This window comes from Streptomyces melanosporofaciens (genome assembly GCF_900105695.1).
In the GTDB taxonomy this organism is placed as follows: domain Bacteria; phylum Actinomycetota; class Actinomycetes; order Streptomycetales; family Streptomycetaceae; genus Streptomyces; species Streptomyces antimycoticus.
The window spans coordinates 6092101-6105484 of sequence record NZ_FNST01000002.1 but is presented as its reverse complement, the minus strand read 5'-3'; the positions used below and the strand labels follow the sequence as shown (position 1 = coordinate 6105484).

At 70.3% G+C, this 13384-nt stretch carries 13 protein-coding genes and 2 pseudogenes; 5 read left to right on the top strand and 10 right to left on the bottom strand.

The genetic code is table 11. The features are described from left to right. Nucleotides 1-7: 7 nt before the first annotated feature. On the bottom strand, nt 8-1375 hold the full coding sequence (locus BLV72_RS29250; RefSeq protein WP_093465998.1) for a glutamine synthetase family protein: 1368 nt from the start codon (nt 1373-1375) through the stop codon (nt 8-10). 125 nt (nt 1376-1500) lie between these two features. On the opposite strand from BLV72_RS29250, the gene BLV72_RS29245 reads away from it, so the two are divergent. From BLV72_RS29245 to BLV72_RS29235, 3 genes are all read left to right on the top strand, one after another. Beyond that, nucleotides 1501-2250, top strand: coding sequence for a FadR/GntR family transcriptional regulator (locus BLV72_RS29245; RefSeq protein ID WP_014056093.1), 750 nt, complete (start codon nt 1501-1503; stop codon nt 2248-2250). Between the two features lie 134 nt (nt 2251-2384). Continuing rightward, nucleotides 2385-3881, top strand: a complete 1497-nt coding sequence (gene eat / locus BLV72_RS29240) for an ethanolamine permease (RefSeq protein WP_093465996.1) — start codon at nt 2385-2387, stop codon at nt 3879-3881. A gap of 53 nt (nt 3882-3934) precedes the next feature. Then, entirely contained in the window at nt 3935-4627 is a 693-nt protein-coding gene (locus tag BLV72_RS29235) for a gamma-glutamyl-gamma-aminobutyrate hydrolase family protein (RefSeq protein ID WP_093465994.1), read from the top strand. Between the two features lie 57 nt (nt 4628-4684). Here BLV72_RS29235 and BLV72_RS29230 read toward each other — a convergent pair whose 3' ends face one another. From BLV72_RS29230 to BLV72_RS51585, 6 genes and pseudogenes are all read right to left on the bottom strand, one after another. Next, nucleotides 4685-5410, bottom strand: coding sequence for an alpha/beta fold hydrolase (locus BLV72_RS29230; RefSeq protein ID WP_093465992.1), 726 nt, complete (start codon nt 5408-5410; stop codon nt 4685-4687). Between the two features lie 96 nt (nt 5411-5506). Next, complete coding sequence (locus BLV72_RS29225; RefSeq protein ID WP_093465990.1) at nt 5507-6373, bottom strand: chitosanase; 867 nt, start codon at nt 6371-6373, stop codon at nt 5507-5509. 207 nt (nt 6374-6580) lie between these two features. Next, entirely contained in the window at nt 6581-7840 is a 1260-nt protein-coding gene (locus tag BLV72_RS29220) for an MBL fold metallo-hydrolase (protein ID WP_093465988.1), read from the bottom strand. A gap of 69 nt (nt 7841-7909) precedes the next feature. Next, on the bottom strand, nt 7910-8794 hold the full coding sequence (locus tag BLV72_RS29215; RefSeq protein WP_093465986.1) for a GNAT family N-acetyltransferase: 885 nt from the start codon (nt 8792-8794) through the stop codon (nt 7910-7912). 92 nt (nt 8795-8886) lie between these two features. Further along, on the bottom strand, nt 8887-9792 hold the full coding sequence (locus BLV72_RS29210; protein WP_093465984.1) for a glycoside hydrolase family 19 protein: 906 nt from the start codon (nt 9790-9792) through the stop codon (nt 8887-8889). A gap of 159 nt (nt 9793-9951) precedes the next feature. Next, a pseudogene (locus BLV72_RS51585) lies at nt 9952-10038 on the bottom strand (DUF6745 domain-containing protein); the annotation flags it as partial. A gap of 85 nt (nt 10039-10123) precedes the next feature. Between BLV72_RS51585 and BLV72_RS50205 the strand changes: the two are divergent. After that, nucleotides 10124-10579: pseudogene (locus tag BLV72_RS50205) on the top strand (STM4011 family radical SAM protein); the annotation flags it as partial. On the opposite strand, the gene BLV72_RS29200 reads toward BLV72_RS50205, so the two are convergent. Beyond that, on the bottom strand, nt 10533-10784 hold the full coding sequence (locus tag BLV72_RS29200) for a DUF397 domain-containing protein (RefSeq protein WP_078639994.1): 252 nt from the start codon (nt 10782-10784) through the stop codon (nt 10533-10535). The pseudogene BLV72_RS50205 and the gene BLV72_RS29200 overlap by 47 nt on opposite strands. Nucleotides 10785-10787: 3 nt before the next feature. Further along, the gene (locus tag BLV72_RS29195) at nt 10788-11654 is read right to left on the bottom strand and encodes a helix-turn-helix domain-containing protein (RefSeq protein WP_093465983.1); all 867 of its coding nucleotides are present in this window, start codon (nt 11652-11654) and stop codon (nt 10788-10790) included. 136 nt (nt 11655-11790) lie between these two features. Here BLV72_RS29195 and BLV72_RS29190 point away from each other — a divergent pair, with 136 nt between their 5' ends. Next, nucleotides 11791-12234: an ATP-binding protein gene (locus BLV72_RS29190; RefSeq protein ID WP_237298680.1), complete on the top strand. Its 444-nt coding sequence runs from the start codon at nt 11791-11793 to the stop codon at nt 12232-12234. 274 nt (nt 12235-12508) lie between these two features. Here BLV72_RS29190 and BLV72_RS29185 read toward each other — a convergent pair whose 3' ends face one another. Then, complete coding sequence (locus BLV72_RS29185; protein WP_093465981.1) at nt 12509-13306, bottom strand: SGNH/GDSL hydrolase family protein; 798 nt, start codon at nt 13304-13306, stop codon at nt 12509-12511. Nucleotides 13307-13384: the final 78 nt, after the last annotated feature.

Sequence of the window (13384 nt, the reverse complement as noted above, 5' to 3'; positions counted from 1 at the left end):
TGGTTCCTCACATGCGCTCGAAGGACCGGAAGCGCTCCCAGTCCGTGACGGCGGTGTCGTAGGCGTCCTGCTCGACGCGCGCCATGTTGAGGTAGTGCTCGACCACCTCGTCGCCGAAGGCGGCCCGCGCTATGGGGCTGTTCCGCCACAGCTCGGCGGCGTCGCGCAGCGAGGTCGGGACGTGCTCGGCGTCTGCGGTGTAGGCGTTGCCGGTACAGACCTCGGGGAGCTCCAGCTCCTGCTCGACGCCGTGGAGCCCGGCGGCCACCATTCCGGCCACGGCCAGGTACGGGTTGACATCGCCGCCCGGGAGCCGGTTCTCCAGCCGGTGGGAGGGGCCGTGGCCGATGACGCGCAGTGCGCAGGTGCGGTTGTCCGGGCCCCAGGCGACGGCGGTGGGCGCGAAGGAGCCGGGGCGGAACCGCTTGTAGGAGTTGATGTTCGGCGCGTAGAGCAGGGTGAAGTCGCGCATCGCCGCGATCTGTCCGGCGAGGAAGTGGCGCATGGTCTTCGACATGCCGTACGTGCCGTCGTCGTCGGCGAGCACGGGGTGGCCGGCCTCGTCGCGCAGCGAGAGGTGGATATGGCAGGAGTTACCCTCGCGCTCGTCGTACTTGGCCATGAAGGTGAGCGCCATGCCCTCCTGGGCCGCGATCTCCTTGGCGCCGGTCTTGTAGACGACGTGCTGGTCGCAGGTGGTCAGGGCGTCGTCGTAGCGGAAGGCGATCTCGTGCTGGCCGAGGTTGCACTCCCCCTTGGCCGACTCGACGGTCATCCCGGCGGCGCCCATCTCATTGCGGATGCGGCGCAGCAGGGGCTCGACCCGGCCGGTGCCGAGGACGGAGTAGTCGACGTTGTACTGGTTGGCGGGGGTCATCCCGCGGTAGCCGGCGTTCCACGCCTGCTCGTAGCTGTCCCGGAAGACCATGAACTCCAGCTCGGTGCCGGTGTACGCGGTCCAGCCGCGCTCGGCGAGCCGGTCGAGCTGACGGCGCAGGATCTGGCGCGGGGAGGCGACCACGGGGCTGCCGTCGTGCCAGGCGAGGTCGGCGGTGAGGAGGGCGGTGCCGGGGTTCCACGGGGTGCGGCGCAGGGTGGCCGTGTCGCCGTGCATGGCGAAGTCGCCGTAGCCGCGCTCCCAGGAGGACATGGCGTAGCCGTCGACGGTGTTCATCTCGGTGTCGACGGCGAGGAGGTAGTTGCAGCCCTCGGTGCCGTGCGCCAGGACGTCGTCGAGGAAGAAGCGGGCGGCGAACCGCTTGCCCTGCAGCCTTCCCTGCATATCGGTGAAGGCCAGGACGACGGTGTCGATCTCCCCGGCGGCGACCAGTCTGGTCAGCTCGTCGACCGAGAGCGGGGGCGTGCGGTCTGCCACGGTGGGCCTCCTGCGTCGAAGAGTTTTCGGGGAGTCCAGGGAAATCGGAGAGGGTCCTGGGGGCGCGGGGTGGCCTTAAGGTAATACTGCAGACCATTGATTGGGAAGTAGGTGCGGACGGTTCGATGAGCGAGAGCGGGAGTGAGCACGGGAGCGCGGCGGACGACCGGCTGGCGCCGGTGCTGCGCCCGGTGCGGGCGGGGAACGGCTTCGAGGAGGCGCTGGAGCAGATACTCCAGGTGCTGCGGCTGGGGCTGGTCCCCGACGGCGGCCGGCTCCCGGCCGAGCGGGAGCTGGCCGACCGGCTGCGGATCAGCCGGGTGACCCTGCGCGAGGTGCTGAAGGTGCTGCAGGACCAGGGGCTGGTGGAGAGCCGCCGCGGCCGCTACGGCGGCACCTTCGTCCGGGCCAGGCCCGAGCCCGCCCAGGGCGGCGAGGACGAGCTGCGGCGCCGGGTGGCGGCGGTCGACGTCGAGGACACCCTTCGGTTCCGCGAGGTCCTGGAGGTGGGCGCGGCGGGGCTGTGCGCCGCGCACGGGCTCGGGGACGGGCAGGTTCGGCGGCTGCGGGCGGCTCTGGACGCGACCCGGGACGCCCCGCTGGCCGACTACCGCCGCCTGGACACCATGCTCCATCTCACGCTCGCGGAGCTGGCGGGCTCACCGTCGCTGGCCGCCCAGTACGCGGCCGTCCGCGCGACCGTCAACGACCTGCTGGACTGCATCCCGCTGCTGGTGAAGAACCTCGAGCACTCCCAGGCCCAGCACGGGGCGCTGGTCGAGGCGGTGCTGGACGGGGACGCGGACGGGGCGCGCGAGGTGATGCGGGAGCACTGCGAGGGCACGGCGGCGCTGCTGCGCGGCTTCCTGGTCTGACCGGGCGCGTGGGCGGATGAGCACCGGCGCTTGACCACGGTTTTACGCAGAGGTCTTGCGCATCGCTGACCGGCGGACAAAGGTATGGTCCCACACCTTTGCCATCGCCCCCTCGCGTGGAGCAGGAGTCCCCCATGGCCGACGGAACCGAGTCCGCCCGCACCGAATCCGCCCGCGCCCCCGTCGGCGGCGCCCCGCCGGGCGGTGCCCAGGCGCCGTCCCGCGAGGACGCGTATCTGGAGCGCCGCACCCTGCGGCGCGGCAGCGCGGGCCCGCTGCTGCTGACCGGCCTCGGCGTCGCCTATGTCGTCTCCGGCGACTTCTCGGGATGGAACTTCGGCCTGTCCGAGGGCGGCTTCGGCGGGCTCGCCATCGCCGCCCTGCTGATGGGCCTGATGTACGCCTGCATGGTGTTCGCCCTGGCCGAGCTGGCCGCGATCCTCCCCACGGCGGGCGGCGGCTACGGCTTCGCGCGGCGCGCCCTCGGCCCCTGGGGCGGCTTTCTCACCGGTACGGCGATCCTCATCGAGTACGTCCTGGCCCCCGCCGCCATCTCCATCTTCATCGGCGACTACGTCGAGTCGCTGGGCCTCTTCGGCCTGGAGTCGGGCTGGCCGGTCTATCTGGCGTGCTTCATCCTCTTCATCGGCATCCATCTGTGGGGTGTGGGTGAGGCGCTGCGGTTCAGCCTGGTCGTGACCGCCATCGCCGTCGCCGCGCTGCTGGTCTTCGCCGTCGGCGCCCTCACCGACTTCGACGCGGGCTCGCTCGACGACATCCCGGTGGACCATTCGGCCGCCGGTGCCACGTCCTGGCTGCCGTTCGGGCTGCTCGGCATCTGGTCGGCGTTCCCCTTCGGCATGTGGTTCTTCCTGGGGGTGGAGGGGGTGCCGCTCGCCGCGGAGGAGACCCGGGATCCGGCCCGTACGCTGCCGAAGGCCATGGCCTGGTCCATGGGCATCCTGCTGCTCCTCGCCCTGCTCACCTTCCTCGCGGCCACCGGGGCGCGCGGCTCGGGCGCCGTGCAGGAGGCGGGCAATCCGCTGGTCGAGGCCCTGCAGCCGGACGGCAAGGCGACCGCGCTGTCCCGCGTCGTCAACTACGCGGGCCTCGCCGGGCTCGTCGCCTCCTTCTTCTCCCTGATCTTCGCCGGTTCGCGCCAGCTCTTCGCCCTCTCCCGGGCCGGTTATCTGCCCCGCTTCCTCTCGCTGACCAGCAGGCGCAAGGCCCCGTTCCTGGGGCTGCTGGTCCCGGGCGCCATCGGCTTCGCCCTCGCGGCCTGGACCGGTGACGGCGCCCGGATGCTCAACACCGCGGTCTTCGGCGCCACCATCTCGTACGCCCTGATGTCGCTCTCCCATATCGTCCTGCGCCGCCGCGAGCCGGGCCTGGACCGCCCTTACCGCACCCCCGGCGGCACGGTAACGTCGTCCATCGCCTTCGTCCTGGCCTGCTCCGCGCTGGTGGCCACCTTCCTGGTGGACAAGGACGCGGCCTTCATCGCGCTCGGCGTCTACGCGGTGGCGCTGGCCTACTTCGCCTTCTACAGCCGCCATCGCCTGGTCGCGGCCGCACCGGAGGAGGAGTTCGCGGCGCTGGCGGAGGCCGAGGCGGAACTGTCCCGCGATTGAGTGCACAGTGAGCACACTTTGAGTGCACAGTTCTTCGAAGATCGGAGTCCCCGGTGTCCAAGCCCCTGATCGGCGTCAGCACCTATCTCGAGCCCTCGGCGAGCTGGGGCGTCTGGAACCTCCCCGCCGCGCTGCTGCCCGCGGGCTACCACCGGCTCGTCCAGCGCGCGGGCGGCCTGGCGGCGATGCTGCCGCCCGACGAGGACCCGGCCGCCGCCGCACGGATCGTCTCCCGTCTCGACGGGCTCGTCATCTCCGGCGGTCCGGATGTGGAGCCCGTGCGGTACGGGGCCGAGGTGGACCCGCGCACCGGGCCGCCCGCGCGGGAGCGGGACGCCTGGGAGCTGGCTCTGATCGACGCGGCCCTGGCGTCGGGCACTCCCCTGCTGGGCATCTGCCGCGGCCACCAACTCCTGAACGTCTTCCTCGGCGGCACCCTCGTCCAGCACCTGGACGGCCACGCGGGCCGGCCCGGCGTCTTCGACCACCACGAGGTGAAGCCGGTCCCGGACACCCTCCTGGCCGAGATCCTCCCGGACCCGCTGTCCGTCCCCACCTTCCACCACCAGGCCGTGGCCCGGCTGGGCGAGGGTCTGGTCCCCTCGGCCTACTCCGCGGACGACGGAACGGTGGAGGCGGTGGAGCTGCCGGACGTGGAGGGGTTCGTGCTGGGCGTCCAGTGGCATCCGGAGGCGGGCGACGACGTACGGATCATGCGCGCCCTGGTGGAGGCGGCGGGGGGCTGAGGCGGATCGGGCCCAGGCGGATCGGACGGAGGCGGGCCGGGCCCGGGCGGGCCCGGTTCAGCCGAGCTTGAGCAGCAGCTCGGCGAGTTCGCCCGGCATGGTGATCATGCAGTCGTGGCCGGTCTCCAACTCCCACACCTGCGCCGGGGAGCCGTTGGGCTGGATCGCGGGGACGGGCCGCCGGGTCATGCCCGGCGGCACATTGGCGACGCAGTGGATATGCGTCCGCGGGATCGCGTTCACGGCCGGGTTGTCCAGCCGGACGGGTTGCTGCAGGCAGCGCACCGACTGATCCGACATCATCGAGCGCAGCCACGCCACGTCCGCCGGATCGGTGACCCCGAACAGACCCCAGGACGGGTCCATCCCGACCAGAGGCGGAATCCGCCAGCCGCTCTCGGACGCCAATGCCTGGTCGATCATGGCCTGGGTGAAGGGCATGACATCGGCCGCGGTCTCGCCGTCCTCCGGGACCATCGCGTCGAGGTAGACCAGCTGGGCGATCCGGTCCGGGAGCTGGTTGGCCGTGGACGAGATGACCAGCCCGGCGTAGCTGTGCCCGACGAGCACCACGTCGGTGAGGTCCTCTTCGGCGATCAGCCTGACGATGTCGTCGACATGGGTGTCGAGCCCCACCTCGGGGCCGAGCAGATGCGCGGTGTCGCCGTAGCCGGTCAGTGTCGGAGCCAGCACCCGGTGCCCGGCCGCCGTCAGCAGCGGGACCACCCGCTCCCAGCACTCTCCACTGTGCCAAGCGCCGTGCACGAGTACATATGTCGACATATTTCCGCTCCATCCGCATCAAAAATAAACGGGACGCTGTCCCGGTTAAAAATATGGGACAGCGTCCCGCTTAGCAAGCGGGGACCGGTGCGGCGGTCAGGAGTTGATCTCGAACGGTTCGCCGTAGACCGCCCACCGAAGCGGGGGCGTCAGGTCGAAGTTCTTCTCATTGAGGAACTTCCGCTGCTCGGTGTCGACGCGGCTCGTGTCGCTGTGCGCCTCCTCGCTCTTCATGGCCTCCTTACGGGCGTCGAGGAAGGCGTTGAGGTACGTGGTCTCGTTGCCGCCCTGCGCCGGGGGCTTGGCCTTGGACAGCGCGGTCTTACGGATGCCGCCGAAGCTGTACTTGCTGTCGCCGGGGCCGTGCATCACGATCGCGTCGTAGTAGATGAACTGGCCGAGCGCGCCCAGTCCGTCGCTCTTGCCCTGCTGGACGGCCGGGTTGAAGTAGACGCGGTCGCGCTCGTGCTCCTGGGCGTCCTGGAACGCCTTGTCGGCGGCGGCCTTCTTCCAGTCCTTGGTGAAGTTCGGGTCCAGGCCGTCATGGGAGTCGGTGCCGTCGACGTCGCGCAGCGCGGGGAGGTACTTGGCCAGGACGTTGCCGGGCTTCTGCTGGGTGTAGTACTCGACGAGTTCCAGCATGTCGCCGGTGCCGGAGCAGAATCCGATGATGCCCGCCGTGTAGCCGCGGCCGTCGCCTATGTCCTCGATGTACTGGAACTGGGCGCGCCAGTCGAGCGAGGAGTTCTCGGCGCTGGAGACCAGCTTCATGGCGATTTCCTTCTTCGCCGGGTCGTCCAGGTTGCTCGCCGCGGCGGCCTTGTGCGCCGAGTGGCGGTGCACGTCCGCCGACGAGGGCAGGTGGTCGGACGCCTGCCCGACTCCGACGCCGGTGAAGACGAGCGCGGCCGGTACGGTGACGGCCACCGCCGCGAGGCCGATCCTCCGGGGCATGGGGGACATGGGGACTCCGTTCCTTGTCGACTGTGGGGGAAGTGCGCTCGGCCGTCCCAGGACACACCGGGGCAACCCCGGGCCCTGGGACGATCCGTTAGGAACCTTTCCTAACCATTCAAGCGAGCACGTCGTGTCCACCACAAGGGTTTCGACACCATTCGACAAAGAAGCCCTGTGCCGGTCCGCCTTCGGGAGGCGACGCCAACTGCCTTGCTACGACTGGGGTATGGGCATCGCGGGGTCCGCGCCACCAGCCGCTCCGGACCCCCCGGACCCCCGGGACCCGCCGGTCGACCCGGACGTGCCGGTGAGGCCCGCCGGCTCGGCCGCGCCCTCGGCCCCGGCCGGCGTCTTCGTCACCGGACGTGCCGCGATCGCCCGCCACCACGGCTCCAGCGGCAGCCCCTGCCCCGGCTCGAACGGCTGCCCCGGACGCGGAACGGCCACGTTCGCCCCGGCCTCCCCCGCCGCCGACACCGTCCCCTCCGCGGGCTCCTCCCACGGATGCGGGGCGAGGTTGAAGGTGCCCCAGTGGATCGGCAGCATGATCCCCTTCGCCGGGTCCCCGCCCTGCAGATCGAGGTGGGCCCGCATGCCCTCCTCGGGGGTCATATGGATGTCCGGCCAGTACTCGGAGTACGCGCCGATCTGCACCATGGTCGCGTCGAACGGCCCGTACGCCGCGCCGATCTCCGCGAAACCGGGGAAGTAGCCGGTGTCCCCGCTGTGGTAGACCCGGTGCTCGGGACCGGCCACCACCCAGGAGGCCCACAGGGTGTGCTGGGAGTTGCGCAGCCCGCGCCCGCAGAAGTGGCGGGCCGGAGTGGCGGTGAGCGTGAGCCCGGCGACCTCGGTGGACTCATGCCAGTCCAGCTCGGTCATCCGATCGGCCGGGACGCCCCAGCGCTCCAGATGGGCGCCGACCCCGAGCGGGACGACGAACATGGCGTGGCTGCGCACCAGCGCCCGGATCGTGGGCATGTCCAGATGGTCGTAGTGGTCGTGGGAGATGACCACCGCGTCCACCGGCGCCAGCTCCCGCAGCGCCACCGGCACCGGGTGCAGCCGCTTGGGCCCGACCATCGAGAAGGGCGAACAGCGCTGCCCCCATACGGGGTCGAACAGCACCCGCCGCCCGTCGATCTCCGCGAGCACGCTGGAGTGCCCCATCCAGGTCAGCCGCAGCCCGGAGGCGGGCGGCGTGGCCAGATCGGCGACGGTGGTGGGGTGCACCGGCACGGTCCCGGCCGGGGCCCTGCGGACGCGCTCGTCCTTGCGGAAGTAGGTGGACGCGAACTTCAGCATCGAGCCGGACGGGGCGATGCGGGCGCCCACCGGGTTCACGAACACGCCGTTCGCGAAGTTCGGCGACCGTCGGATGCGCTCCATCCGCTCCCCGGCGGGATCCGCCCCGAAGGCGGCGGGGCGCAGGGCGGCGGTGAGCCGGGAACGTGTCGGATGGGAGCCGGTCACGGATCCTCCAGGGTGAGAGGGCGGGGGCACTCCAACGCACGGTGCCGTTGGGCTGCAATCACACAACTCTTACGAGGGGTGACCTTGTTCCGGAACGGTGCGCTCGGCCGAGGTGAACGACACCAACAGATGGTCCTCCAGCGGGCGGTAGCCGAGACGCTGGTAGAGGGCGTTGCTGGTGGGGTTGTCGAGATCGGTGAAGAGCAGGACCTCCCGCACCCCGGCGGCCCGCGCGGCCCGGCTCACGGCGGCCGTGGCGGCGCCCGCGTAACCGCGTCCGCGCAGCTCAGGCGGGGTGTAGACGAGGGCGACCCGGGCCATGCCCGCGACCGTACGGCTGATCCCGGCGCAGGCCACCGGCCGTCCGTCGAGCTCCCACAGGGTGATCCCGTCGTGGCTGAGCTTGTCGTCCACCTGGACGGCGACATCGGCCATCAGCGCCTGGGTCTCGCGGGCGAACCCCTCGTACCAGGTGACCAGCAGATCGCGGTCGGCGGCGGTGGCGGTCCGGGGACGCCCCGGCGGCGCGGGATCGGGCGGGGTGAGGGTGCCCAGCCGGTAGAGCCGGTGGTTCTGCTCGACGCTGCTCATCGCACCGGTGAGGCCGGTCCAGGCGGTGGCGAAGGTCTCGGCGGTCTCGCGCCCGGCGTTCACTCCGGTGATCTGCCGCTCGCCGTTCCCCGCGAGGGTGCGGGCGAGGGCGCCAGCCGCCTCGTCGGGCAGGGGGGAGAGCAGCGGAGGGTAGGGCGGGGTGCACAGAAACGCACCCTCCACCGAGCCCTGCCCGGTCCACCATCCGTAGACCGGCGGCTGGTCGCCGTATCTGCCGCTGCCCCCGGCCACCAGGGAGGAGACCACTGTGAGCAAAGTGGTGTGCCGGGCCGGACGGGCGCCCAGAAAGTCGCCCGCCGCGGCCCGGAACTCATCGAGGTCGTACGTCACCGTCCACGCCATGTGCTCCAGGCTGGCGCGGAGCGGCGGAGCGGCGCACCTCAATTTCCTCGCTTCTGACCGGATGACCGCTCGGCGGCCCGGTCAGCGGCCGCTCAGCAGCTCAGGTTGGAGCCGGGGGTGGTGCCGAGTATCTGGACGAACCGCTGGTAGGCGTCGATCCGGCTCTGCACCTGGCCGGGGTTGCCGCCGTTGCACTCCAGGCTGCCGTTGATGGCGCGGATGGTCTCGCCGAAGCCGCGCTGGTTGACCATGGCGTTGTGCGGGGTCATCGAGCCGGCCCCGGTCTGGGTGTTCCAGAACCACAGGGCGGTCTTCCAGGACACCGCGGCGTCCCGCTCCACCAGCCAGGGGTTGCCGAGCAGGTCGATGCCGAGTGCGTCGCCCGCGGCCTTGTAGTTGAAGTTCCAGCTGAGCTGGATCGGTCCGCGGCCGTAGTAGGCCGCCTGGCCCGCGGGGCAGCCGTAGGGCTGGTTCCAGTCGCAGTAGTGCGGGTAGTTGGAGGTGTTCTGCTCCACGATGTGGACCAGGCCGCCGGTCTCGTGGTTGACGTTGGCCAGGAAGGCGGCCGCCTCCTGCTTCTTGACGGTGTCGCTGCCGGTGTTGGCGAAGCCGGGGTAGGCGCTCAGGGCGGCGGTCAGACCCTGGTAGGTGTAGAACGAGTTCCGGTTCGGGAACATCTGGTTGAACTGTGCCTCGCTCACCACGAAGCCGCTCGGGTTCTGGCCCTCGCCGCCGCAGTTGAAGGGCTCCCAGTACCAGGTGCTGATCACCGGGTCATAGCCCGGGTTGTCGTGCTCCGCGCGGTAGTACTTGCCGTCGGTGTACCGGACGATGTCGCCGGCGACATACGCCCTGCCCGCGGCCCAGTTCGGGTAGTCGCAGGCCGCCTGGGCGGTCGTCCCCGCCGCCGAGGCGGACGAGGCCATGGGCATGACAAGCACACTCGCGCACACCGCCGCGGTCGCCGCGAGCGGTGCCAGAACACGTCGTCTCCACATGGGGCCGATCTCCTTCGCGTGGGGGCCCTGCAATGCTGAGGGACACTCAAGCGGCTTGGTCTATACCAGTCAAGGTATAGACCAAACCTTTGTGCCGGAATGAGCAAAGGGGTGGCCCTCGAAACAAGTCCGTTGGCGGCAAGAGGACCTGATAGGCGATCAGGTCTCGCGCTCGGGACGGTAGGTGTCGGCGTCCACTCCGAAGGTCCAGGCGACGCCCTCGCGGGCGGTGCGGACCCGGGGCGGCGCCATCGCACTTGCCGCCGCGGTCGTCATTGCCGTTGCCGTCCACTCCCCCGGCTCTCAGAAGACGCCCGCAGACGAGCCTGACCATACCTACACGGACGCCGAGGCGGCCGAGTGGACCACGCTGGACCCGCTCTTCGCTACAGCCGCCATCCGCACCGAGGCGCCGGTCCGCCATGCCGGACCGGCGCCTCGGTGATCTCGGTGGACGGCGACGGCACGGTGCGCCGCTGCCCTTTCGTCCCGACGGAACTGGGCCATCTCTACGACGGGTCGTACCGCGCGGCGCTGCGGCCCCGGCCCCGCCCCGCTAGCCGTCTGCGACTGCCATATCGGCTATGCGCGCCTGGAGTCGCTCCCCCTGTACGACGTGTTCGCGGGCGGTGTGCTGGAACGCGTCCCGGCGCCGCCCGCGCCGGTCGGTTCGTGGTCGGTCGGTCACACTGTTTCCCCCTCGATCCCCCTGGTCATGACGAGCGTCGCGGAACCGCACGTCACAGGAACAGAAAGTCCGCTTCGCCGGCCTTCGCCCCCTGGATGAAGCGTTTCATCTCCACCGGGGTGTAAATCAGTGCCGGTCCGTCCGGATCGGTCGACTGGCGCAGCGCCACCCGCCCGTCCTTCAGCCTCATCGCCTCGACGCAGCTTCCCCCGTTGCCGCCACTCCAAGGCTTGTGCCAGCCCTCGCTGCCGAGGTCCCTTGCCGGCATGCCGCTGTAGACGCGGCTCCCGCATATGCGATCCATCGTTCAGATCTCCTTGCGAATGCGACTCAGAATGGCCTGAGTCGTCTGTGCAGGCGCGGCCTGCGCGCACATCCGGTCCAGGGCCTCCAGGAATGCCGATACGTCATCGCGCTGGTCGAAGTAGGAGCCGCTGACCAGCGACTCCGTGTACGCGATATCCGGCAGCTCCGGGATCGGGAACCGGAAGATATGGAAGGGGCCGTACATCGCCGGGTGCGGGCCGGCGTCGAACGGCATGATCTGCAGCCGGATATGAGGGGCCTCCGCCTCCTCGATCAACCGCGCGATCTGGGCACGCATGGTCTCGGAACCGCCGATGGGGCGGCGCACCACCGTTTCGTCCATGACCACCCACAGCATCGGCGGGTTGTCCCGGGTCAGCAGGGCCTGACGTTCCATACGGAGGGCGACATTGCGCTCGATCTCCGACTCGGGCGCATGCGGCATGCCCGCGCGGAGCACCGCGCGGGCGTAGTCCTCGGTCTGCAGCAGCCCGGGAATGTAATGCGGCTCGTAGGCCCGGATCAGATTGGCCTCGACCTCCAGGCTGACGAAGGTGTTGAACCACTCCGGCAGGACGTCGCGGAACCGGTGCCACCAGCCTGCCTTGTTGGCCTCGCGCGCGAGGGAGAGGAACCCCTCGACCTCCTCGGGGTCGGCGACGCCGTAGGTCCGCAGCAGCTTCTCGACGTACGGGAGCTTCAGGCCGACCTCGGCCTTCTCCATCCGGCGGATCGTGGCATGCGTGACGTCCAGGGCGCGCCCGGCCTGTTCGAACGACAGCCCGGCCTTCTCCCGAAGGTCCTGGAGCCGTTTTCCGAGCACGACTCGCAGGACGGTCGGGGCTCCGCCCGCCCGCGCATCCGCCACTACCGTCCCCCTCCAAGTACCTTCACGACACAGCAGTCTGGCATGGGCTCAGCATTCCGAACAGCCTGCGCTTGCGATTCTGTAATTTACAGATTGAACCTTGCCATACGCGAGCGTGACAGAGCATAGTGTCGGCGTGGCTCCTTCCTATGAGGCTCTCCGGTTAGGGCGCGGCGGCACCGTGGTCGCTCCGCCCCGCCACGACGTGTTTCGTCTGCCGGCGCTGAGCACGTCCGTCGCCGAGGCGAGAAGGCATGTCGTCCGGCGGCTGCGCTCATGGGGCATCGACCAGGACACCCGGGACAGCGCGGAGTTGATCGTCTCCGAGCTGTTCACCAACGCGGTGCGCCACACCTCCAGCGAGGAGGTCCGCTGCTCACTGCAGCTCATAGGGACCCGGCTGCGGCTCGAGGTGGCCGACCAGGGCTGCGCCCGTACGGTGCCGGAGGCCAGGTCGGTGACCGCGGACCAGGAGGGCGGCCGCGGGCTGATGCTGGTGGAGGCCCTCTCGGAGGCCTGGGGAGTCAGGCCGAACCAGGGGGGCGCGGGCCGCGCCGTCTGGGCCTATCTGGCGACGTAGCGGCTCCGCGACGCCACGACCGCACGAACAGGCACGGACGAGTACGACTCACGCACGATCCAGGCACGACCCAGGCACGACGGCACGCACGACCTACGTAGGAGCAGGCACGGCGCGACGCGACGTTCGGCGGCCGGAGCGGCGCGAGCACAGGGGCTCGGAACGAGCGGTGCCGAGGGAATAGGGGCAGCGACAGCGCACGAGGCGGTCAGCCTCGGGGTGCCAACGGGGGTCTGCCCCTATTCCTCCGGGACCGCTTCGGGTCACGGAACGTTCAGGGCCGCAGCGGCAGCAGATCCGGCCGCTTGGGCTCCACATGGTCACCCGACGACTCACCGCGCAGTCGTCGGCCGATCCAGGGCACCAGATATTCGCGCGCCCAGTGGATGTTGTCCCGGCGCACCTCGGCGGCGGTGCGCTGCCCCTCCGGGGGCCAGGGCTGATCGGGGTCGGCGGGGACGTCGAGCCCGAGCACCTGACCGGCCCTCAGCGCGACCCGGGTGTGCCCGTCCGGCGACAGATGCAGCCGGTCGGCGTCCCAGGCCCGGCGGTCCTGCACCGAGCGCAGCGACCACAGGTCGAGCACCGGGCAGTCGTAGCGGTCGGCGATCGCCCGCACATGCGCCGTATACGTGGCGATCTTGCCCCGCAGATGACGCAGCACCGGCACCCCTCTGGTGTCGAAGCCCGTGCACAGCAGCACCGTGCCCACCCGCACCTTGAGGTCGGCGACGGCCGCCTCGTAGCGCTCGGCGACATCGTCGGGATCGCTGCCGGGGCGCAGGATGTCATTGCCCCCCGCACAGAAGGTGACCAGATCGGGGCCGAGCTCGATGGCGCGCGCCACCTGCTCCGCGACAATCTGGTCAAGGAGCCGACCGCGTACGGCCAAATTGGCGTAGCGGAAATCGTCGTGAGGTCGTTGGTCGGACAGCAGGACCGCGAGCCGGTCGGCCCATCCGACGAACACTCCATCAGGACCGGGGTCGCCGACGCCCTCGGTGAAGCTGTCGCCGACGGCTGCGTACGACCCGATGGAACCGTTGCTGAATCTCTCCTTATCGTCTGCCACGTCGGGACATCATTCACCCGACAGCGTGACTTACGCCATCGTAACCAGGGCTTGACGTGGGGTGATCTATCCCACCTG